Here is a 23,366-nt window from a genome sequence, read left to right as displayed (position 1 = left end):
TTCGACCTAAGTCAGCATCGCCCCAGGCACGATCATCGCGTAAGCCGCCTCCGCCTCGAGCGGCTTGGCATAGAAATACCCCTGCCCGAACGTGCACCCCAGCGCCGCGAGCGTCTGCGCGAGTTCGTTGGTTTCGATCCCCTCGGCGGTCGTCCTCATTCCCAACGCCTGCGCAAGGCTCAGGATCGCGCGGACGATCGACACCTTGTCGCGGTCCGCCAGCATGCCGGTGACGAAGCTACGGTCGATCTTGAGCACGTCGATCGGCAGCTTCTGCAGATACGCCAGGTTCGAATAGCCGGTCCCGAAATCGTCCATCGCGAGCGTCGTCCCGAGCGCCTTCAGCGCGTGCATGGTGCCTGCGATCCGGTCCGGATCGGTGACGATCGCGCTCTCGGTCAGTTCCAGCGTGAAACGATCGCCGGTCAGACCGGTCGATGCCAACGCCGACTCGACCACCGGTGCGATGTCGTCGCGCTGCAGCTGGATCGCGGACAGATTGACCGCGACCTTCACCCCGCAATGTGCGCCGTGCCGCGCGTCCCAGCTTGCCAGCGTCCGTGCCGCCTCGTCGATCGCCCAGCGCCCCAGCGGCACGATCAGCCCCGACTCCTCGGCCACCGGAATGAACTCGGTCGGGCTGTGATCACGGCCCTGTTCGTCGGTCCACCGCGCGAGGGCCTCGAACGACACGATCCGCCCGGTCGCCAGATCGCAGATCGGTTGATACGCCAGCCGCAGTTCGCGGTTCTCGATCGCGCGCCGTAGCGACGTCTCCATGCCGAACTGCGCGCGGGCAATCGCGAAATCCTGCGGCAAATAGCTTTCGGCGCGACCGCTCGCCTTTGCGCGCTTCACCGCGAACTGGGCGTGACGGATCAGTTCGGCGACATCGCCCGACTCGTCGGCGCCATAAGCGATGCCGACCGAGCATTCGACGCTGATCTCGTAATCGGTGAGCCGGAACGGCGTCGTCAGCGTCCGGTGGATCCGGTCGGCCAGTGCATGCGCGTCGTCGCGATCGTCGTCGATCGTCATCAGGATACCGAACTGGTCGCCACCGATGCGCGCCAGCGTATCGCGCGCGCGCAATGCCCCCTTGATCCGCCGCGCGACAGTGATCAGCAATTCGTCGCCTGCAAGCGAACCGAGGCACGAGTTCAGCCGACCGAACCGATCGAGATCGACCGCGAGAATGGCGCTGGCAGTGCGATCCTCGACCGCCTCGATCAGTTCCTCGAACCCTTCGCGGTTCGGCAGGCCGGTCAGGCTGTCGGTCGTCATCTCGCGACGCAGGCTGCGCTCGGTCTGGATCTGCGAGGTCTGATCGATGAAGCTGATCGTGCAGCGATCGCGAAACGACGCGAACGTCCGCGCGATCGTCACCCGGTAATAGCGGCAGTCAATCTCGTCGCCGAGCGCCCACTCGAAATCGGCGCGCAGGCTGGCCGAATCGAGAAACGCGATGATGCGCGGCCCTAGATCGGCGATCATCGGCGATCGTTCGGCAACGACGCCCAGCCCCGCCAGCCGATAGGCCCGGTTCATCGCGAACAGATCGAAGACGCCGCCGGTGACGACCACGTGCGCGGCCGGGATCGGGACGAGTTCCAGCGCCCGTGCGACCAGTTCGGTCGCGACGATCGCGTGCGGTATCGCATCCGGGGCGGTCAATGCCATGCCCCTGCGTACCGAAGCTTCGTTAAGACGTCCTGAAGGAACCGCAATGGCTCCATTATGTCGTTTAACGCCAATCTTCTGGTTTTATAGCGTGATAGCGACGCTGCTATCCGAACCGATTGTCCCGCGGAAATCCCGTCGGCGGCATTCTTCCCGCCGCACCACGCGCCGCGCGCCATGGCCCGAGGTCCGATTCGGTGCGCGTGCGACCGGTACCACCGCCCATCGCCCAACTCAGGCCTTCCGCGAAGACGAACGTGATCGCATCCGCGAGCCCGCCATCGCGGTAGCGCTGCAGCTGGAGCCCCTGCCCGCGCGTCATCTCGACCAGCTCGGCGAGCGGGAACACCAGCATCTTGCGGTTGTCGCCGATCGCCGCGACGTAATCGTCGTTGGGGCCGATCGGCCGGACGATCTTCAACTGCGCGCCTGGTCGCGGCGTCACCACCGTCTTGCCCTTGCGCGTTTCGGCGATCACTTCCGCGCTGCTCACCGAGAAACCACGCCCATCGGTCGCGACCACCAGCAGTTTGGGATGCTTGCTCGCGGGCAACAACGCGACGATCCCGACGCTGCCGTCGAGGTCGATCATCGCCCGCACCGGCTCGCCAAAGCCACGCCCACCCGGCAGCTTGTCCGCCGCCAGCGTGTAGAACCGCCCGTTCTCGGCCGCGAGCAGCAACTTGTCGGTAGTCTGCGCATGGAACGCAAACGCCGGGCCGTCGCCCTCCTTGAACTTCAGCGCTTCCGGGCTCGCGAGATCGTTATGGCCGCGCATCGCCCGGATCCAGCCGCGCTGCGACAGGATCACGGTGATCGGCTCACGTTCGATCATCGCCTCGAGCGGAATGTCGCGGGTCGGCGCAGCCTCCTCGATCGTCGTGCGCCGCTTGCCGAGCACCGTCTCCAACCCATAGCGATCGCGGATCTTCGCCATGTCGCGCTTCATCCGCGCGCGCTGCTTCTTCGGATCCGCCAGGAGTGCCGCCAGCGTCGCCTGCTCCTTGTCGAGCTTGTCGCGCTCGGTCTTGATCTCGAACTCTTCCAGGCGCCGCAAGCTGCGCAGCCGCATGTTGAGGATCGCCTCGGCCTGACGATCGGTCAGCGCGAACTCGGCGATCATCACCTTCTTCGGCTCGTCTTCGGTGCGGATGATCTCGATCACGCGGTCGAGATTGAGATACGCGATCAGATAGCCGTCGAGCAGCTCGACCCGGTCGGCGATCTTCGCCAGCCGGTGCTCGGTTCGCCTGCGCAACACGACAAACTGATGATCGACCCAGGCCGCCAGCGCCTCGCGCAAGCTCATCACGCGCGGCGTGCGATCCTTGTCGAGCACGTTGAGGTTGAGGCTGATCCGCGTCTCGAGATCGGTTAGCCGGAACAGTCCGTCCATCAGGATCTGCGGATCGACCGTGCGGCTGCGCGGCTCCAGTACGATGCGGATCTCGGTATCCGACTCGTCGCGCACGTCGGCGAGGATCGGCAGGCGCTTGGCGTTGATCAGATCGGCGATCTGCTCGATCAGCTTGCCCTTCTGCACGCCGTACGGGATTTCGGTGACGATCAGCTGCCATCCGCCGCCCTTCTCCCGCTCGGTCTCCCAACGCGCCCGGACGCGGAAGCCGCCCCGCCCGGTCGCATAGGATTCGCGGATAACCGCAGGCGGGTCGACGACCAGTCCGCCGGTCGGGAAGTCGGGCCCCTTCACATGCTCCAGGATCGCCGCGTCGTCAGCGTCGGGCGTATCGATCAGCACGATCGCCGCCTCCAGCAACTCGGCGGCGTTGTGCGGCGGAATGCTCGTCGCCATGCCGACCGCGATGCCGCTGGCTCCGTTCGCCAGCAGGTTCGGGAACAGTCCGGGGAACAGCTCGGGCTCGTGATCCTCGCCGTTGTAGGTCGGGCGATACGCGACCGCGTCCTCGTCGAGCCCGTCCATCAGGTCGATCGCGACCTGCGTCAGCCGTGCCTCGGTGTACCGGTAAGCAGCCGCGTTATCGCCGTCGATGTTGCCGAAATTGCCCTGCCCGTCGACCAGCGGATAGCGCATCGCGAACGACTGCGCGAGGCGGACCATCGCGTCGTACACCGACTGGTCGCCATGCGGATGGTATTTGCCGATGACGTCGCCGACGACGCGCGCACACTTCTTGTACCCTTGCGCCGGGTCCAGCTTCAGCAGCCGCATCGCCCAGAGCAGCCGCCGATGCACCGGCTTCATCCCGTCGCGAACGTCGGGCAGCGACCGCGCGGTGATCGTCGACAACGCGTAGACCAGATACCGCTCGCTGAGCGCGCTATCGAAGGGGGCGTCGACGATACTGTCGAAGGGATCTTTGAAGTCGCTACTGGCCATTGCGGGCATCGATAGCAGCCGCGCGCGTAACGATCAAAGCTTCCTGCGCGCTATCGTCACCTTTTGTTCTCATCGCCGCCTGGACCTGTGCTCGGCCACCGCCGCGACGAGCAGCGCACGGTGCTGCCGGCCAGTCTCACGCCAGTCGTACCGTTCCCCGTAAGCCCTTGTCGCCGAACGATCCGGCAGATCGGCGAGCAGCCGTGCGATCCCGTCCGCGATCGCCGCATCGGAGCGATCCGCGGTCAGCACGCCCGCCTCGCGCACGCGCACCACCTCCGGCGATCCCCATACCGGTGTCGCCACCAGCGGCGTTCCGCACGCCAGCGATTCGAGCAGCACGTTGGCGATCCCCTCACGGTCCGAACAACTCGCCGTGACGTCAGCCGCGCCGTACAGGTCCGGTAAGCGATGCTGGTCGACATGGCCGAGGAAATCGACTCGCCCCGACATGCCGAGGCTATCGACCAGCGCGCGCAGGGCGCCCTCTCGCGGTCCGTCGCCGGCGATCATCAACCGCACGTCGGGCAGTGTCGCAATCGCGCGGATCGCGAAGTCGTGCCCCTTGCGATCGATCAGATGCCCAACCGACAGCACCGTCGGCGCCGCGATACCCATCCGCGCCCGCAATGCCGCGCGATCGGCAGGCGGCGAGAACAACTCCAGGTCGACACCATGCTCGACCACACACACCTTGTCCGGCGCCGCACCGATCGCCAGCAGTTCGTCGCGCAATGCCGCCGCAACCGCCGTCGTCGCGCTGGCGTGGTCGATCGCGGACAGGATCATCGCCCGTTCCGCCCGATGCTGCGGGATCAGGCTGACGTCGGTTCCCAGCGCGCTCATCACGAACGGGCGATCGAAGCGCCGGGCCAGCAATCCTGCCGCCACGCCGTCGGGATAGAGATAATAGGAATCGATCACGTCGAAATCGAACGTCCGCCGAATTCGCGCGATATGACGGTAGAGCGCGGCCGCCATCAGCCAAGGCGCCACCGTCATGCCGATCTTGGGCAGAACCGGGTACCGGGGATAGGTGATCGGGATCCCCCGCCGAACCGCCTCGTGCGGCGCGGTGGCAAACTCGGCATATCGGCCGAACATCGGACGGCTGCTGGGAAACCACGGGATCGGCGCTACCACGCGCACCTCGTCCTCGGGCTGGGCGACGTGACCGACGCGGTGCTCGATGAAGATGCCATGCCGCCGCTGCACGTCGTTCGGGTACAGGCTCGACAGCACCAAGATCTTCATCGCCCACCCCGTAGCCCGCGCTCGCCCGTATCATCCTATGCCGATAGCGACGTTACGATCGGTATAATTTCGCACGGGGACGTTGCCGCGCGCGACAGCCGCATACTTGCTCGGCTAGCATCCGCAAATGCGCTCTTTCCTCACCGCCGCCCTGTTCTCGCTCGTCGCCTTGTCGACACCGGCCTCTGCCGACCTGCTGACTTGGTCCGTGCTCACCGCCCGCCCCAAGCCGATCGCCGACGCGACGATCGCGTATGGCACCGACGATATGCAGAAGATCGACGTCTGGCTGCCGCGTGGCAAAGGGCCGTTCCCGGTGGTCGTGATGGTGCATGGCGGTTGCTGGACGAGCAGCATCGCCGATCGCAGCCTGATGAACTGGATCGCCGACGACCTGCGCAAGTCCGGCATCGCCGTCTGGAACATCGACTATCGCGGCGTCGACCGCGCTGGCGGCGGCTATCCCGGCACGTTCGCGGATACTGCGAAGGCCGCAGACCAACTCACGGAGAACGCTCGTAAGTTCAATCTCGATACGCGTCGGATCGTCGCCGTCGGCCATTCCGCGGGCGGACATCTCGCGCTGTGGCTCGCCGCCCGTGCGAAGCTTCCGGCGACCAGCCCGCTCCATACCCCGCATCCGCTGCGTATCGCGCATGTCATCAGCCTCGGCGGACTTCCCGATCTCGAAGCGACGGCGGCAAGTCCCGACAATGGCTGCGGTACCGAAGTTGTCGCGGGACTGGTCGGCAAGCCCGCGGCGGAGCATCCCGACATATATGCCGATACGTCCGTGCCACGCCTCCTACCGCTGGGCGTGAAGCAGGACCTGATCAACGGGCACGAGGACCACATCATCCCCTTCGTCATGGCGACCGACTATGTCGCCAAGGCAGAGGCGGCCGGCGACAGCGTTACGCTCCACACCATTCCCGCGACCGGTCACGTCGAGCTGATCGCACCGGAAACCGCGGCTTGGGCGGAGGCGAAGCGCCTTATCCTCACCGACTTCGGGCATGCCAAGTGACCCTCGAACATGCCCGCGCGCTCGATGTCGCAGATCCGCTGGCGCACTATCACGAGCAATTCGCGCTGCCCGAGGGCGTGATCTACCTCGACGGCAACTCGCTTGGCGCGCTGCCCAAGGCCACGCCAGCCGTGCTTGCCGACGTCGCCACCCGCCAATGGGGCGATCGCCTGATCCGCAGCTGGAACGAGGGCTGGATCGACGCGCCGCAGCGGATCGGCGCCAAGATCGCGCCGCTGATCGGTGCGGCAGCGGATGAGGTCATCATTGGCGACACCACGTCCACACATCTTTTCAAAGCGTTGGTTGCTGCCCTTCGCAGCAATCCTCAACGCCATACCGTCCTCAGCGAGGCTGGTAACTTCCCGACCGACCTTCACATCGCCGAGGGGGCGGTGAGTTGCGTACCCGGCGCGCGCCTCAAGATCGTTGCCCGCCAAGACCTCGCCGCAGCGCTCGACGACGATACCGCCGTGCTCCTGCTTACCCACGTCCACTACAAGACCAGCGACCGCTTCGACATGCCCGCCTGGACCGCTCGCGCGCACGACGCCGGTGCGATCATGCTCTGGGACCTCAGCCACAGCGTCGGGGCCGTTCCTCTCGACCTGACGACTGCGAATGCCGACCTCGCCGTCGGCTGCACCTACAAATACCTCAACGGCGGCCCCGGCGCGCCTGCCTTTCTCTACGTCGCCAAACGCTGGCAGGAAAAGCTCGCCAGCCCGCTGTCTGGCTGGATGGGCCACGCCGCACCGTTCGCGTTCGAGGATGCCTACCGCCCCGCCCCTGGAATGAAGCGCTGGCTCGCGGGCACCCCCGCGATGCTCTCGACCGCCGCACTCGAAACCGCGCTCGACCTATGGGCCGGCATCGACCAGCACGCCGTCGCCACCAAGAGCGCGCAACTGTTCGACATCCTGGCGGCAGCCGGGGATGCCCTTGGCCTCGACTGCGTCAGTCCCCGCGACCCCGCCAAACGCGGCAGCCACATCAGCTTCCGCCATCCGCACGCCTACGAACTTACACAAGCCCTCATAGCCCGCGGCGTCATCGGCGACTTCCGCGACCCCGACATCCTCCGGCTCGGCCTCACGCCGCTGTACCTCAGCTACCAGGACGTCTGGCGCGCCGGCGACATTCTGCGCGAAACGCTCGAAACCGAAGCCTGGCGAGACCCCGCCTTCGCCGAGCGCCTCGCTGTCACCTAACACCGGGCTAAGCCGCGATTGCACCCCCCGCACCCTTCGCCTATAGGCGCGGCCTATTCCGGCCTCGGCTTCGCGGTGCATAGCGCGTAGGCTGGGGCCGCTCGATTTTTCGCCGCTAATTTCCAGGGGACCGCGCATGGCTCGCCGCCGCCAGATCTACGAAGGCAAGGCCAAGATCCTCTACGAGGGTCCCGAGCCAGGCACGCTGATCCAGTATTTCAAGGACGACGCGACCGCGTTCAACGCCCAGAAAAAGGGCACGATCAACGGCAAGGGCGTGCTCAACAACCGGATTTCCGAGCACATCTTCACGTTGCTCGATCATATCGGCGTGCCGACGCACTTCATCCGCCGCCTTAACATGCGCGAGCAGTTGATCCGCCAGGTCGAGATCGTGCCGATCGAAGTCGTCGTGCGCAACGTCGCCGCGGGCTCGATCTCGACGCGCCTGGGGATCGAGGAGGGCACCAAGCTGCCCCGCACGATCATCGAATATTACTACAAGGACGATGCGCTCGGCGATCCGATGATCTCCGACGAACACATCGCCGCATTCGGATGGGCGAGCCAGGAGGAGATGCACGACATCGCCGACCTCGCGATCCGCGTGAACGATTTCCTGTGCGGGCTGTTCGCCGGCGTCGGCATCCGCCTCGTCGACTTCAAGCTCGAGTTCGGCCGCATCTTCGACAACGACTTCGGCCGCATCATCCTTGCCGACGAGATCAGCCCCGATGGCTGCCGCCTGTGGGACATGGAAACCAACGAGAAGATGGACAAGGATCGTTTCCGTCGCGATCTCGGCGGCGAAGTCGAGGCCTATCAAGAGGTTGCACGCCGTCTTGGCCTGTTGCCCGAAGGTGGCGACAATTCGGTCCTCGACCTCGAAAAGCATCGCAAGAACCGGGGCAAGTAAATGAAACTCAAGGTTTTCGTGACATTGAAGCCCGGCGTGCTCGATCCGCAGGGCCGGGCGATCCACCATGCTCTCGGCAGCCTCGGCTTCGACGGCGTGCAGGACGTGCGCCAGGGCAAGCTGATCGAACTGGAAGTCGCCGACGACACCGACGACGCGACGATCGACGGCATGTGCCGCAAGCTGCTCGCCAACACGGTGATCGAGAACTACCGCGTGGAAAAAGCATGAAAACTGCGGTCATCGTCTTCCCCGGCTCCAACTGCGACCGCGACATCGCCGTCGCGCTGGAGGCGGTGACCGGCGTCAAGCCGCTGATGGTCTGGCACGGTGATGCCGACTTGCCAGCGGACGTCGGCCTGGTCGCGGTACCGGGCGGGTTCTCCTACGGCGATTACCTGCGCTCGGGCGCCATCGCCGCACGCTCGCCGATCATGCGTGCGGTCGTCGAGCAGGCGGGCAAGGGCCTCCCCGTGCTCGGTATCTGCAACGGTTTCCAGGTATTGACCGAAGCGGGGCTCCTTCCTGGCGCGCTGATGCGCAACGAAGGCCTGAACTTCGTCTGCCGCGACGTCGCGCTGACCGTCGAAACGGCGAGCTCGACCTTCACATCGGGCTACGCCGCAGGCGAGCGCGTCTCGTTCCCGGTCGCGCACCACGACGGCAATTACTTCGCTGACACCGAGACGCTCGACCGCCTCGAAGGCGAAGGCCGCGTTGCGTTTCGCTATGCGGAGAGCGTCAACGGCTCGGCGCGCAACATTGCCGGCTTGCTGAACGACAAGGGCAACGTCCTTGGCATGATGCCGCATCCGGAGCGTCGTATCGAAGCGGCACACGGTGGCACGGACGGCCGACGCTTGTTCGAAGGTTTGCTCGAAGCGGTGAGCGCTTAGCCCTACTGCCTCACCCCACCCTCCCCGTTCGCCCTGAGCGAAGTCGAAGGGCCTGAGTCTCAGGTGCTTCGACTTCGCTCAGCACGAACGGTGTAGGGACGGATGGGAGACGGACGCGTAAAGGTTGTCCCCCTCAAACCCGCGTGCGGAACGGCGAGAAGTTCGTCCCCCGGTCGTACATGTCCACCCCCTCGCGGCGCTTGAGCCACCCCACCGCCAAATAGGTCAGCGGCGTCAGCAACACCTCCCACGACACCTTCAGCAAAAACTGGCTGACCATCACCATCAGCATCGCCTCGACCGGCCAGTCCGGCGCGCCGTAGAAGGCGAGCGGATAGAAGATCAGGCTGTCGAACGCCTGCCCCACCACCGTGCTGCCGATCGTCCGCGTCCAGAGCATTCGCCCCTGCGTCCAGATCTTCATGCGCGCGAGGACGAAGCTGTTGGCGAACTCCCCCACCCAGAACGCGCAGATCGACGCGAATACGATCCGCGGCACCTGTCCGAACACGGACTCGTACGCCGCCTGCCCCGTCCACCCAGCGTCGGGCGGCAAGGCGACGACGACCGCCGACATGAACACCATGAACAACATCGCGCCGAACCCAGCCCAGATGCAGCGCCGCGCATAAGCGTAGCCATAGACCTCGGTCAGAACGTCCCCGATCACATAGCTGACCGGAAAGAAGAGGATGCCCGCGCCGAACGGCCACGCGCCAATGAAAGGCAGGTCGATCACCGCGCGCTTGCCCGCGCCGATCACGTTCGACAGCAGCAGGATCGTGACGAACGCCGCCATCACGAAATCGAAATAGCGAAACTGTGCGCCGCTGACCGCGCTCGCCGCAACCGGCGCCGGCGGCTGCCCGAGTTCCGTATCTTTGGCCGTACCAATATCCATCCACGCGTTATGATCGAGGTTCCAAGCCCGCACAATCCGCGCTAGTCGTCGCCGCAGCGCGCGCCCGTAGCTCAGCTGGATAGAGCAAGGAGCTTCTACCTCCTCGGTCGGGGGTTCGAACCCCTCCGGGCGCGCCAATCTTTCCCCCGCATTCCGACAAGACACAAAAAAAATGGCCGGATCGTGAGATCCGGCCAGTCGTGGGAGAGACGTGGAAAGAGAAGATCAGAAGGTGATGCGTGCGGTCCCGCTGATGCGGCGATCATTGAGCTGCACGTCGCGAGGACGGGTCTCGACGCCAAAGTAGGTCGCGCGGCGGGTATCGAGCAGATTGGTGCCATCGACGCCGAGCGAGAAGTGATCAGTGACGTTGTAGTTCACCGAAGCGTCGAGCTGGCCGAAGCCCTTGTTGATCACCGGCAGCGACCCCGTGCCATTGCCCGCAGTCGTCACGACATACTTGCTGCGCCAGTTATAGGCAGCACGTGCCGAGAACTTGTTCTTCTCGTACATGCCGACGAGGTTGTAGCTGTACTTCGACAGCAGCTCGAGCGGCACCGACAATGCGGCACCCGAGGTATCCGCCGCCAGCGGGCTTGGTGCCTTGCTGTCGACATAGGTGAAGTTCGCCTGCACACCGAACCCGTCGAGCGGTGCCGGCAGGAAGTCGAAGAACTGGTTATACGCGACTTCGAAGCCCTTGATCGTGCCCTTGTCGCCGTTTGCCGACGTCGTCACGCGGTAATCATACGCGTTGCCGTTCGGATAGGTGATGGTCTGGTCGACCGACACGGTCTGGATGAAGTTGCGAACTTTCTTGTAGAACACCGCGCCCGTCAGCGAACCTGCCTTGGCGAAATACCATTCCAGTGATCCGTCGAGCTGATCCGCCTTCAGCGGCTTCAGCAGCGGGTTGCCAAAGGTCGCCGTGTACGGCCCCGAAACAACCGTCCCATCGGCATTGCGGCCTGGCTCCGAGAACGACACGCTGGCATTCAGCTGGCTGAAAGTCGGACGTGCAATGGCCTTCGATGCCGCCACACGCGCCTGAAGCTTGTCGGTCAGGTGGATGCGGATGTTCGCGCTCGGCAACACAGACGTATAGGTCTGGTCATAGCTTACCGGCGTCGTGGTCGGATCGTTGTTGGTACCGGTGGTCGGATTGTACGTGCGATTCTCAATGAAGCCCGACGTATTCAGCTCGGTCCGAACGACACGCAGGCCGAGCGTACCGTCGATCGGAATCGACAGGTCATTCGCCGCGAACTTGGCAGTCGCGTAGCCGGTGTACGTCTTCTGGCTCTGCTCATTGAGGCTGCTCGGAACATAGGCGACCTTCGAATCGATCTGAAGCTGCTTCAGCGTTGCATCGTAATCGAGCGTCGTCGCCGCCGGGAATGCGAGCACGTTGCCGAACAGATCGGCATTGCCGCGGAAGAAGTCGCTCAGGTTAGCCTGCTCTTGATCGCCGTCGCTGATGGCTCGGCCAACATAGACGAAGCGATACCCGGCATCCTGCGTGCTGTTCTTGCGATCGGCAAAACGCCCGCCGACCTTGATCGACTGGAGGAAGCCGTCGCCAACCTTGTATTCAACGTCAAGCCGCGCAGTCTTGTCAGTAGCGGTCGAACGATCGATGTGATCGAGATAATAGCCGACGCTATACTGGCTCGGATCGGTCAACGTGGTCGCGTTGGTGATGTTGACGACCGGCACCGCACCGGAAATATCCTGGTACAGCGTCACCGGAGTCGATGCGAGCGATACGATCGAGCGCAAATTCTTTGTCGTGCCGCGCACATACTGGCCATCAGCGGTGATCGTTAGCTTCGACGACGGCGTCCATTTGCCGTTAAGCGAATAGTCGGTCGTGATCGAGTGACGGCGCGTCAGGCTCGTGTTCGACGCAGTCGGAACATTCGCAAAGGTCCCGCTCTGAAAATCGCCGTTCGGGGCGTAGGTGAACGCCGCACCAGCCGCGGGCGTAATGGCGTCGCCACCGGTATAGGCAAAGTAGCTATAGTCCTGCCACTGGAACTTGTAATCCGAACGGAGCACTTCGCCGGTGAACTCCAGCGTGCTGCTCGGACGCCACTGGATGGAGACGTCGGTGCCAAGACGGCGACGATCGCCGAGCGTCTGACCAATGCCGGTGCCGTGCGGCAGCGTCGTCACCTGGCCGGTACGTCCGAGTGCTGCCAACGTCGCAGCGTCTGCGGCAACCGCGGGGTTCAGCGTGTAGAACGGCTCGGTCGAGATCACGTCCTGGCGGAACGCGGTCTTCTGGTACGCGACATCGACCAGTACGCCGATCTCGCCGATTCCCGTATCCCAGCGATCGCTGAGCAGCAGCGAGCCCGACGGCTTGCTCTTCTTATACAGGTCGAAATAACTGTTAGTGACACTCGCCGAGGCGCGGAAGCCGTCGAAGTCGAACGGCTTGCGCGTGCGCAGGTTGATCGTGCCGCTGATCTGATCCTCAATCATGTCGGCGGCGGGATTCTTGTAGACGTCGACACCGGCCAGTAGTTCGGAGGGCACGTCCTCGAAACTCAGGCCGTTGCTGCCGCTTGCCGTGAAGCTATCGCGGCCGTTGATCTCGGTGCGGACCTGGGTGAGGCCACGGATCGCGACGCTGCTGCCTTCGCCGTAGCTGCGCTGGATCTGGATACCCGAGATGCGCTGCAGCGCTTCGGCGACGTTACGATCGGGGAGCTTGCCGATGTCTTCGGCCACGATCGAGTCGACGATTTGGTCGGAGTTGCGCTTGATCGCCTGCGCGCTGCGAAGGCTCGCGCGGACGCCGGTCACGACGATATCATCGCCACCCGGAGCGGCGGCGGCTTCGACGCCCTGGCCTTGGTCGCCGCTCGGTGCGGTGACGGCACCGCTTGCCTGCTGCGCTTCTGGCGCTGCCTGTGCGTCGGCGGCGACCGGCGTCGTGGCGGCATCCTGTGCATACGCTGCGGACGCCAAGCTCAACGCCAGTACGGCGGCCGACGAACCGGCAAGCACGCGAAGCGCGGTGGCGCGTTGCGAACGGACGAACATTGGTATTTTCCCTTCAACACATCGAATGGCCAGGCCGCGTCGCCGCGTCAGTGCCGTTTGCTTCCCGATTGCGGGATCACCCGCCTGAGTTTCGATGGTACGGTGGATCATTCACGACCCTGCCCGCCCCTCCTTCGACCTTTTGTCTCGCGTTAGCGCTAACAGGCCTTGATTTGTCCTACCACGATGTTCACGCTTGTGAAGCAGAATTTATTGTCAGTTGCGTTATGATCTGCCGTTACGCCCCTAGCGGTAACGGTAACTTGGGACACAATTCGTCACAATCAGTAATCCGCGAGGCTCGCCGGCGAAGTCCGGCTCCTGGAGAAGGACATTATATGATCAGAGCGCTTTCCAGCGTCGCACTGTGCCTCGCCTTGACGGCGACCGGCGTTACCGCACAAACGCCGGTCTCGGGGGACCCGTACGCCGGAGACCCAGTCGGGATCATTGCAGACCCATGCCCGACGCATCCGAATCCAACCGACGGCGCCGGCTGGGATCGCTGGAAACTGCACATGCTGACGCGCGATTTCGGCCAACTGTGCCGCTACGCCAAGCAGAACGCTGCACTGAGCGCGTCAGGCGCGAAGACCCGCGTAGTGTTCATGGGCGATTCGATCACGGACAACTGGATCGGCGCGGACGACACGCTGTTTACCAACGGCGTCGTCGATCGCGGGATCAGTGGCCAGACCACGCCGCAGATGCTGGTCCGCTTTCGCGCCGACGTGCTCGCGCTGAAGCCGCTCGCCGTACACATCATGGCGGGCACCAATGACATCGCCGGCAACACCGGTGCCGCGACGATCGAGACGGTGCAGGGCAATATCGAAACGATGGCCGAGTTGGCGCGTGCGCATGGCATCAAGGTGATCCTTGCCTCGACGCCCCCGGCCGCCGCCTTCCGCTGGAGCCCGGCGATGAAGCCCGCAGGCCAGATCGTCGCGTTCAACGGGTGGCTGCGCGCCTATGCGGCGAAGAACGGCTTTACCTATGTCGACTATCACGCCGCGCTTGCCGGTCCCGATGGCGGCATGAAGCCGGGCTATGCCAGCGACGGCGTCCACCCGACGCCGCAAGGCTATGCAGTGATGAAGCCGCTCGCGCTCGCCGCGATCACCAAGACGCTCGGCCGGCAATAAGGACAGACCATGGATTTCAATAGAAGGTCGGTTCTTGCCGGCATGGCGGCGCTCGGCGCGGCGCGTGGTGCGGTGGCGCAGAGCCCGATGGGACTTGCCGCGGGCCCGGTTCAGCCCAGCTGGCCGTCGCTGGTCAACGCGTATCGCTACCCCGACTGGTTCCGCGATGCGAAGCTCGGGCTGTGGTCGCATTGGGGCCCGCAATCGGTGCCCGAGCAAGGCGATTGGTACGGCCGATTCCTGTATATGCAGGGGCATCCGATGTACGAGCATCACTTGGCGACCTACGGCCATCCGTCGAAGACCGGCATGATGGATATCCAGAACCGCTGGACCGCGGACCGCTGGGATCCCGACGCACTGATCGAACGCTACAAGAAGGCCGGCGCGAAATACTTCATGTCGCTGGCGTGCCATCACGACAATCTCGACTGCTACGATAGCCGCTATCACGCATGGAACTCGTTGCGCGTCGGCCCGAAGCGCGACATCGTCGGCACTTGGGAAAAGGCCGCGCGGAAAGCCGGGCTGAAGTTCGGCGTGTCGAACCATGCCGCGCACGCGTGGCACTGGTACCAGACCGGCTATGCCTATGATCCGACCGGGCCGCTGAAGGGCGTGCATTATGACGCGTCGACACTGCGCAAGGCGGATGGTGCAGGCAAATGGTGGGACGGGCTCGACCCGCAGCAGCTTTATACCGGTGCGCACATGGCGGCACCCGACGGCATCGACAGCATTGTCGCGATGAATGACTGGCACGACAAGAACGACGGCCAGTGGATGGAGCACGGCCCGAAGGACGCGCCGGGCTATGCGGCGAAATGGCTGCTCCGCCAGACCGATCTGATCGACAAGTACAAGCCGGACATGGTCTATTTCGACGATTACGAACTGCCGTTCGGGCCGATCGGGCTGGAATCGCTCGCCGACTATTACAACCGCTCGATCCAATGGCACGGCAAGATCGACGTCGTCCTCACCGCCAAGCAACTGAAGCCGCACCAGCGCTTCGGCTTGGTCCAGGACGTCGAGCGCGGCTACACCGACCATATCTGGGACGAACCGTGGCAGACCGACACGTGCCTCGGCGACTGGTTCTACAACGTCGCCCGCCTCCGCGAAAAAAGCTACAAGAGCGCCCCCGAGGTGATCCAGCGGCTGGCGGACGTGGTATCGAAGAACGGCAATTTGCTGCTGTCGGTGCCGCAGCCGGGCGACGGCTCGATCGACAGCGAGGTCGAGCACATCCTCGACGGCATGACGGACTGGGTCGCGATCAACGGCGAAGCGATCTTCGGCTCGCGGCCTTGGCGGCGGTATGGCGAGGGTCCGACGATCCTGCCGACGGGCATGCAGAACGAGACGGTCAAGCCGTTCACGGCGCAGGACATCCGGTTCACGACGAACAAGGGCGCACTGTACGCGCTGTTCCTCGGGTGGCCGGAGGGGGCTGCGACGATCGGGTCGCTGGCGCGGACGGTGAATGGCGGCGTGGTAGAGCGGGTTACGTTGCTTGGCGGCGGTGTGGTTGCGCATCGGCAGGATGCGAAAGGGCTGCACGTGACGATCCCGGCGAATACGCGCGGCGGGTTCGTGCCGGTGTTGAAGCTGGAAGGGCGCGGGCTGGTCTAGAGAGGTGGTCTGCTATCTCAAGGAGCTACCGCCTCAAAGATGCACCACCGCATGAAGACACCACCCCGGCGAAGGCCGGGGTGGTTTGCTTGTAGATGGGATCTAACGCTCGAAGACGGTCATCCCAGCAAAAGCTGGGATCTTCCCATGGCATCCGCCGCGTCCGCCAAGCGGGATACCCCAGCTTTCGCTGGGGTGACGAGATGGGGGAGAAGGGTCACGGGAGAAGGGAGGACGTGCGCGCTATCGCTGTTCGACGTCGAACCTCCGCAACACCCCCTTACCTCACCGAGCCGGCCGCTTCACCTCCACCGCAGCCCCGCGATACGTCACCGTCGCATCGCCCGCCCCGTCCAGATCCAGTGGACGCCCGGCCGTCATCCACTTCACCCGCACAGTCCGGTTCGCCGGCATCGCCTTATACCCCTGCCCTTCGCGAGCCCCGAGCGTAACCACCCCGGTCGTGTCGTCGTAGGTCACCGGAATCCGGCTATACGCGCCGCCACGATACTGCTCGCTGGTGCCGTCATCCTCGTACAGCGCGAAGCTGCCGTTCGCGCCCGGATAGATTGCCAGCGCCAGCGGCGCGTCGGGCTTCTGGTCGACATATTGCGTGACCGGGCCCATCGGGACGATCGCGCCCGCCTTCACGAACAGCGGCATGCGTTCGTACGGCGCGGCGACCGTCACGGTCTGTCCGCCGCGATACGCCTGGCCGGTGTTGAAGTCGTACCAGACCGTTGCGCCGGGCAGATACACGCCCCGCGACCGTGCCTTGTATTCGGTGACCGGCGCGACGAGGAAGCTGTCGCCGAACAGGTATTCGTCGTTCACCTTCCGCGCCTGCACGTCGTTTGGATAGTCCATCACGAGGCCGCGCATGATGCTACCGTCCTTGAACCACGTGTCCGCCGCGACCGTGTAGATATACGGCATCAGGCGGTAGCGAAGCTGGTCGTACCACACCATGGATTGCCGCATCGGCGAGCCCTCGGGCGAAATCTCGTAGATCTCGCGGTACGGTGCCTCGCCGTGGCTGCGGAACAGCGGGCTGAACGCGCCGAACTGGAACCAGCGCAAGTTCAGCTCGCGCCATTCGTCGAGGTTCGCCGCAGTCGGCGTCTTGGTCGAATAGCGATCCTCCAGCGCAAACCCGCCGATGTCGTGCGTCCAGTTGGGGATGCCCGACATCGAGATGTTCACGCCCGCCGAGATTTGTGCGCGCAGATCGTACCAGCGGCTCGCCACGTCGCCAGACCACACCGCGGCACCCTCGCGCTGCAACCCGCCAAAGCCCGACCGCGTCAAGATGAACGGTCGGACGTCCGGTTTGTACTGACGCCAGCCGTCATAGACCGCGCCGACATGCACCAGCGGATAGCTATTGAAATACTGCGCGCCGGGCCCTGCTGCGGTCGGCCCCATCGTCGCGATCCGCTCGGGGATCGACAGGTTCGAATGCACGTCGGGCTCGCTCGCATCGAGCCACCACGCGTCGGTGCCGATCTTCGCCAAGCTGTCCTTGATCTGCCGCCAATAGATCGTCCGAGCCTCGGGCGCATAGGGATCGTAATCGGTGTTCAGATAGCCCGGCCCGACCCAGTCCTTGTTCGCGTAATCGAGGTTGCCGCGATAGGTATAGCCCTTCGCCGCCAGCTCCTTGTAGTTCTCCGTGGTCGGATAGAATTTCGGCCAGACCGAGATCATGAAGCGCGCGTTCATGTCATGGATCTTGTCGATCATCTTCTGCGGCTCGGGGAAGCGCTTGGCGTCGAACTGGTGGCTGCCCCACGCGTTCTCGGGCCAGTAGAACCAGTCCTGGACGATGTTATCGAGCGGGATCTTCAGGTCGCGGTACTTGTTGACGACGTCGACGACCTCGTCCTGCGTGTTGTACCGTTGGCGCGACTGCCAGAAGCCATAGGCCCATTTCGGCATCATCGCGGCCTTGCCGGTGAGCGAGCGATAGCCCGCGACGACCTCGTCCATGTCCTTGCCGGGCACGTACCAATAATTGACCGACTTCGCGATATCGCTGGTGAACCACACCGAATGGCGATCGGGCGCGGCGAGCGGATTATTGTGGAGCAGTGCGATATAGCCCGCATTCGGCTCCCACTCGACCCGCACCGCGACGCGCTTGCCTTTGGTCATCGGCAGGTCGAAATTCGCGTACCAGGGGTTCCAGTTCTGGCGCCAGCGGTTGAGCACTTCCTTGCCGTCCGCGAACACCTTGAAATAGCTCGAGCCATAGAGCTGGAACTTGTGCACGCCGCTGACGTCGGGCGTCACGTCGCCGGTCCACACCACCTTCTGCGTCTCGACCGCATTGCCCGCGGTGTTCTGGCCACCGGTCGCGGCGACGGTCTGCGCCTTGGCGGCGGCGGGCCACTTCGCCTGATCCTTGATATACTGGTAGTTGATCGACGCTTCCTGCTGCGTCACCGCAAGCGGATCGCCGAGGTAATATTGCGCGGTGAAGCCGGGCTTGCCGCCGCTTGTCACCTTCAGGCTATCGGTGCCGACCAATGAGTATGGCCGGGGGTTGCCGAAGCGGGTGATGCCGTCGTTATCCCACAACAGCCCGTAGTTGCGCGTCGAGACGACGAACGGGACGGCGATGTCCATGTTGTGCTGCGCGAGTTCGACGTCCTCGCCGTTGTAATCCATCTGCGCGTTCTGGTGCTGGCCGAGGCCGTACAGACCCTCGTCGGTGCCGCGGTTGAACTGCTGCGAGGCGACGACGAAGGGCTTGCCGTCCGCGCTGGTGGGAAAGAATGCAGGCGCCGCCGCCTGATCGAGCACGACCTTGCCGGCCTTGTCGAGGAAGCGGACGCGGCCGGTCTTCAGATCGACCTCGGCGGTATCGCGTGCCGTCGCGACCAGCACACTCTTGCCCTCCTGCGTAACGGTGTACTGACCCGCGATCGGTGGAGTCGGCACCATCAGGCTGGGCGCGGTCGTCACGCGCGTCGGGCTCGCGACGACGTGGATGATCCCGTCGCCGTGCACCGTCACCTCGACCCAGCCCGCCGGGCCGCTCGACGGCACGACGCCGATGCCGTTCGTGATCTTCTCGAAACCGCCCTTGGCGACCTGTGCCTGCGCCATCGCCGACACAGGGGTAAGTGCACTGCCCGCGAACAGCAGCGCGAAACCGAAAGCCTTCGTCATCGTCATCCCTTTGAAATCGTCGAACGCAAGGCTCGTTACTTGTAGCTGCCCATGGTCACCTTCAGGATGACCGGCGTGATGAGGTTGATCCCGTAATCGGTCTGGTCGCCGTTCCAGATGCGGCTCATGACCCAACGCCCATCGACCACGCGGCCTTCCTCGACGCGGAACACCGACCCGTTCTTGAGGCCAGCCTTCGCGGTGCCGAAGTTCAGCCGGACATGATCGCCGACCACGAGGAACTCGTTGGGCGACAGGTGCGCGACCGCGACGCCGCCGACCGCTTCCTTTGCCCAGACCGGGGGCTCGGACTTGATCCAGGTCCAGTCCTTCTGCCCGAACTGCCATTCGCCATAGCTCGTGGCGATCGTCCAGTTGCCCATCGTCGTGGTCTGACCCGCGCCATCATCCGGTTTTGCCGCACCCCAGGTCGGATGCTCGAAAGCGATCTTCGCCCAGTCACTGCCCATCGTCGCCAGCGCGCCGTATTTCAGCCCGATCGCATCGAGCGTTTCACCGTCGAGCGCCTTTGCACCGAGCGGGTAGTTGAAATACCCGGTGTCATCCATGCCGAAGGGCGCGTAGCCGATCGCCCCACGCCCCAGTGCCGCCCAGAAGAACCTCGCGAACTCCTTCGCGTTGCCGATTTCGGGCACCATCAGCGCGTTGTCGGGCCGTGCATACGCATCAAGGTAGAGCGCGACGTGCGCGGCATCGCGATCGTAGATATCGGGCGCCTGAAAATCGATCGCGGGCGCCGCCGCCTTCCAGATATCTAGCACGTCCTGCTGCGGCCCGCCGCTCGCGACGCCGGTTGGATCGGGCACGTTCGACGGCCCGGCAAGCGATGCGTTGACGTACATCGGCAGCGGCTTGATCGCCTTGCCCGCCGCGGCGATCTCGTCGACGAAGCGGGCGGTATGCCAGGTGTTGAACGCGCGATCCGCCTGCGCGCCGAACATCTGTGTCCAGTTCCCGCCCGGCTTCTTTAGTGCCTTCGCGAGTTCCGCCGGCACCGGTTTCGCGAACACGGCATTGGCCTGCGCGCCGTAATCGCGCGGCGAGCGATAGCTGCCGACCTCGTTCTCAGGCTGGACCATGATGACCGTGTTCTGTGGGTCATGCGCCTTCAGGTATTTCATCACCTCGACGAACGCGCGCTTGTCCGCCTCCAGCGTCGCGCGGAACATCGGCGAGTGAACATAATGATCCGTGCCGTCCTTCGCCTTCATCCGCGGGAAGCGCTTGTTGTCGGCCTTGAACCAGTCCGGCGTGTAGCCGGGCGACGTGTTCTTCCACGTCCCGAACCAGAGCAGCACGACGCGCTTGTCATGCGCGCGCGCCTGATCGAGCAGCGTCTGCAGGAACGAGAAGTCGAACTTGCCCTCGACGGGCTCCACCTGCTGCCAGGCGATCGGAATCTCCACGGTGTTGGCATGGATGCGGTCGAGCATCGGCCAGACCTGCGGCAGAGCGGCCGCGTAGTTGCTGCTGTTGTTGACCTGTGCGCCCAGCATCAGGAACGGCGCGCCGTCGACGATCAGCGCATGCCTGCCGCCCTTGGCGACGATCCGCGGAACCTCGGTCGCGGTCTGCGCGGACGCGACGCCGGCGATCAACGATGCCGACAGAGCCAGTCCGGCGAGCGCGCGTTTCATACGAACCATCATCAATCCTTCTTCGTGATGCCGGGTTTTGCAAAGGCGGGTTTTGCAAAAGCGGGGTCGCCATAGACGATCCCCCGCCCATCGGTGCCGATATACACCCGGCCATAGGTCTTCGGATCGCCGGAGATCACGCGGAAGCGCAGTCCCCATTGATGCCGCTCGTCGTTGATCCGCTGCCAGCCCGCGCCGCCGTCGATCGACCGCCACACCGCCTGCACGCCATCCTTCCGCCCGATCGCGTAGACCGCGGGCCATTTTGCGCCCGGTGCCGCGCGGCCGAGGCCGTAGAGATCGACCGCCAAGCCATGACTGGCCTTGACCCAGCTCTCGCCGGCATCGCTCGACCGATACAGGTCGCTACCGACCTTCAGCCACAGCGCGCCAGCCTGTCCCGGCACGGCCACCAGCGGATTCTGCTGTTCGCGATTGGTCGTCCGAACCGCGCTCAAGTCCGCCGACAACCCGCGCCCGCCGACCACTCGGAAATTCGCGCCGCCATCATCGCTGCGCAACACGGCGTGCCGGCCAGTATCGACTGCGTAGAACTTGCGTGCATCGACCTTGTCCGCAGTGACCCGCGTCTCGAACGGCAGGCCCGCGGGTGCAGACCAAGTCCGCCCCAGGTCGCGCGTCAGCAACGCCAGCCGCGTTCCAACTATGAACGTCGAGCCGTCCGCCGACACCACGATCGGCGCGTCGCCGGTTTTCTCCGGCGGCAAGCGCCCCGCTACGGCGGCCTGTGCCACGCTCGGCGGTACGATCGGTTGCCAGCTGGTGCCGCCATCGCCCGACCAAGCCAGCGTCACCGGCGCCTCGCGCGCATGCGTATTGCCGCTGCGCCCGACGATCTGCGGTGCCATGCCCGCATAATCGAGGTTGTTGGTGTTGGTCAGATACGGGTTCGTATGCACCTTCGGCGGCGACACGCTCAGGTCATCATGCCGAAACCCGCCAATGTCGCCGAAGCCGGAAATCAACGGTGCGCCACCCGTTGGGCTGGTCAGCGTGATGATCGCGGTCTGCTCGATCCCCGCGGTCCACGGCTTCCACGCCATCGCCCCGCGCGCACTGAAAGAGCCGGTCGCATACATCGTCGCGCCGGTGACGTAAGCGGCATGGTTCGCATCGAACGGATCGATCGCCAGCCCCGCGATCCAGTGCCCGAAATCCGCTTTATCGCCCGCGAGCTTCAGGAACGGCGATGCGGCAACGTCGCGCGTGCCGCGCGTGTAGAGTTCGTCCCAGTGCGCGCCCGCATCGCTCGACCGCCACACCGTATCGACCGGCTTGTAGCGATCGACCGTACTCACCGCGATCACCCGCGGATCCTGCGCCGACACCGCGACGCCCATATACCCGCCGACCGGCACATCCGCGCGCTTGTCGGGCGTCACGTCGGACCAGCGCGCGTGCGTCACATCGTACCGCCACACCGCCCCCCGCGTGATGCCGTTGGGGCCGATGCCGTTCGCATAGGTAATCGTCAGGACATCGTCCGACCCGAGTACGGCCTTGACCGGCAACATCGCCGTCTCGGGACCACCCGCTACGGCAACCCAGGTCGCGCCATCGTCGTCGGACCGAAACAGGTGCCGCGACCCCGGATCGGCGCTCGCCACGAACACGCGGCCCGGATGCGCCGTGTCGAACAGCACGAACGACAACCCGCCATGCGTCGTCCGCGCGATCGTCGGCGTGCCCAGCCCGGCCAGCGGAAACGCCGCGACCTTCGCCCAGTGCGCGCCACTATCGACGCTCCGCCACAGTCCGTCGTGCCGCGACCCGAACAACAACCGCGACGTCCGGTTCGGATCGATCGCCAACCGTTCGCCTAGCCCCCGCCCATCCTCGTTGCCGCCCATTTTGAACGGCACCGGAGTCACCGCCCAGTTCGTACCGCGATCGCTCGAGCGCAGGATCGCCGCCTCGCTCCGCCACGACATCCCTGCCGCCAGATATACGATGTTCGGATCGACCGGATCGGCCGCGACGCTCTCGACGCCCATGTAGCTCGATACCGCATTGCCATCCTGCAACGCCACCCAGCGCGCGGTGGCCGCATCGAATCGATATGCCCCGCCCATGTCGGTCCGTAGATACGCGAGTCCGCGCTCGGCCGTACTGAAGACGATGCCCGGCGCGAAACCGCCGCCGCCGACCGTCGCGTTGCGCCAGACGTAAGGCGCGCGCGCCGGTTCTTGAGCAACGGTCGCCGATGATACCGTTACCATTAAAAGGCCGAATGCCGCTGCTCGAAGATTGCGCTTGCCCATCCTGCCCTCCTCTGTGCGTCGGCGAGCTTGCAGCCCTTTCCGATCGTTCGTTGGATTTATATGATCAATGTCGCGCATTTGGCCATTGCGCAAGTCCGATCCGCAATCGCATAGGCGTTGGATCATTACAGCGGGCCGTTACGGCGAGGGCTTGACGGGCGCGTCACGGCGCATAGG

The 23,366-nt window shown here is 64.6% G+C and carries 15 protein-coding genes and 1 tRNA gene; 8 read left to right on the top strand and 8 right to left on the bottom strand.

Going from position 1 to position 23,366, the window contains the following annotated elements; genetic code table 11:
- Positions 1–6: 6 nt before the first annotated feature.
- From AC3D24_RS01815 to AC3D24_RS01805, 3 genes are all read right to left on the bottom strand, one after another.
- Positions 7–1,680 carry a putative bifunctional diguanylate cyclase/phosphodiesterase gene (locus AC3D24_RS01815; RefSeq protein WP_489027667.1) on the bottom strand — a complete coding sequence of 558 codons (1,674 nt, stop codon included), beginning with the start codon at positions 1,678–1,680 and terminating at the stop codon, positions 7–9.
- Between the two features lie 106 nt (positions 1,681–1,786).
- The gene (gene parC / locus AC3D24_RS01810; RefSeq protein WP_489027665.1) at positions 1,787–4,039 is read right to left on the bottom strand and encodes a DNA topoisomerase IV subunit A; all 2,253 of its coding nucleotides are present in this window, start codon (positions 4,037–4,039) and stop codon (positions 1,787–1,789) included.
- Between the two features lie 69 nt (positions 4,040–4,108).
- Entirely contained in the window at positions 4,109–5,293 is a 1,185-nt protein-coding gene (locus AC3D24_RS01805; protein ID WP_489027663.1) for a glycosyltransferase, read from the bottom strand.
- Between the two features lie 127 nt (positions 5,294–5,420).
- Between AC3D24_RS01805 and AC3D24_RS01800 the strand changes: the two genes are divergently transcribed.
- The 5 genes from AC3D24_RS01800 to purQ all read left to right on the top strand — a co-directional run bounded on the left by AC3D24_RS01800 (position 5,421) and on the right by purQ (position 9,343).
- Positions 5,421–6,320, top strand: a complete 900-nt coding sequence (locus AC3D24_RS01800) for an alpha/beta hydrolase (protein ID WP_489027661.1) — start codon at positions 5,421–5,423, stop codon at positions 6,318–6,320.
- The gene (kynU, locus tag AC3D24_RS01795; RefSeq protein ID WP_489027659.1) at positions 6,317–7,531 is read left to right on the top strand and encodes a kynureninase; all 1,215 of its coding nucleotides are present in this window, start codon (positions 6,317–6,319) and stop codon (positions 7,529–7,531) included. Before AC3D24_RS01800 ends, kynU begins: the two co-directional genes overlap by 4 nt.
- A gap of 136 nt (positions 7,532–7,667) precedes the next feature.
- Positions 7,668–8,447: a phosphoribosylaminoimidazolesuccinocarboxamide synthase gene (purC, locus tag AC3D24_RS01790; RefSeq protein ID WP_055876188.1), complete on the top strand. Its 780-nt coding sequence runs from the start codon at positions 7,668–7,670 to the stop codon at positions 8,445–8,447.
- Positions 8,448–8,678 (top strand): phosphoribosylformylglycinamidine synthase subunit PurS, encoded by a 231-nt coding sequence (gene purS / locus AC3D24_RS01785; RefSeq protein WP_031439802.1) that lies wholly within the window; start codon positions 8,448–8,450, stop codon positions 8,676–8,678.
- Complete coding sequence (gene purQ, locus AC3D24_RS01780) at positions 8,675–9,343, top strand: phosphoribosylformylglycinamidine synthase subunit PurQ (protein ID WP_489027656.1); 669 nt, start codon at positions 8,675–8,677, stop codon at positions 9,341–9,343. Before purS ends, purQ begins: the two co-directional genes overlap by 4 nt.
- A gap of 133 nt (positions 9,344–9,476) precedes the next feature.
- On the opposite strand, the gene AC3D24_RS01775 is transcribed toward purQ, so the two are convergent.
- Positions 9,477–10,244 carry a queuosine precursor transporter gene (locus AC3D24_RS01775; RefSeq protein WP_489027654.1) on the bottom strand — a complete coding sequence of 256 codons (768 nt, stop codon included), beginning with the start codon at positions 10,242–10,244 and terminating at the stop codon, positions 9,477–9,479.
- A 60-nt stretch (positions 10,245–10,304) separates the two neighbouring features.
- Between AC3D24_RS01775 and AC3D24_RS01770 the strand changes: the two genes are divergently transcribed.
- Positions 10,305–10,381 (top strand) — tRNA-Arg (locus tag AC3D24_RS01770).
- An 88-nt stretch (positions 10,382–10,469) separates the two neighbouring features.
- Here the strand turns inward: AC3D24_RS01770 and AC3D24_RS01765 are convergent.
- Entirely contained in the window at positions 10,470–13,295 is a 2,826-nt protein-coding gene (locus AC3D24_RS01765; protein ID WP_489027652.1) for a TonB-dependent receptor, read from the bottom strand.
- Between the two features lie 338 nt (positions 13,296–13,633).
- Between AC3D24_RS01765 and AC3D24_RS01760 the strand changes: the two genes are divergently transcribed.
- On the top strand, positions 13,634–14,440 hold the full coding sequence (locus tag AC3D24_RS01760) for an SGNH/GDSL hydrolase family protein (RefSeq protein WP_489027650.1): 807 nt from the start codon (positions 13,634–13,636) through the stop codon (positions 14,438–14,440).
- A 9-nt stretch (positions 14,441–14,449) separates the two neighbouring features.
- Positions 14,450–16,075 carry an alpha-L-fucosidase gene (locus AC3D24_RS01755; RefSeq protein ID WP_489027648.1) on the top strand — a complete coding sequence of 542 codons (1,626 nt, stop codon included), beginning with the start codon at positions 14,450–14,452 and terminating at the stop codon, positions 16,073–16,075.
- Between the two features lie 285 nt (positions 16,076–16,360).
- On the opposite strand, the gene AC3D24_RS01750 is transcribed toward AC3D24_RS01755, so the two are convergent.
- The 3 genes from AC3D24_RS01750 to AC3D24_RS01740 are packed head-to-tail and all read right to left on the bottom strand — an operon-like array spanning position 16,361 to position 23,147.
- Entirely contained in the window at positions 16,361–19,249 is a 2,889-nt protein-coding gene (locus tag AC3D24_RS01750) for a TIM-barrel domain-containing protein (protein WP_489027646.1), read from the bottom strand.
- Between the two features lie 35 nt (positions 19,250–19,284).
- A complete protein-coding gene (locus AC3D24_RS01745; protein WP_489033010.1) occupies positions 19,285–20,907 on the bottom strand; it encodes a DUF5597 domain-containing protein in 1,623 nt (540 codons plus the stop codon).
- 11 nt (positions 20,908–20,918) lie between these two features.
- On the bottom strand, positions 20,919–23,147 hold the full coding sequence (locus AC3D24_RS01740) for a WD40/YVTN/BNR-like repeat-containing protein (RefSeq protein WP_489027644.1): 2,229 nt from the start codon (positions 23,145–23,147) through the stop codon (positions 20,919–20,921).
- Positions 23,148–23,366 lie beyond the last annotated feature (219 nt).

Source organism: Sphingomonas sp. SL1004, from assembly GCF_057815015.1.
The sequence above is the reverse complement of the archived record's forward strand: the minus strand, read 5'-3'. Positions and strand labels throughout refer to the sequence as shown.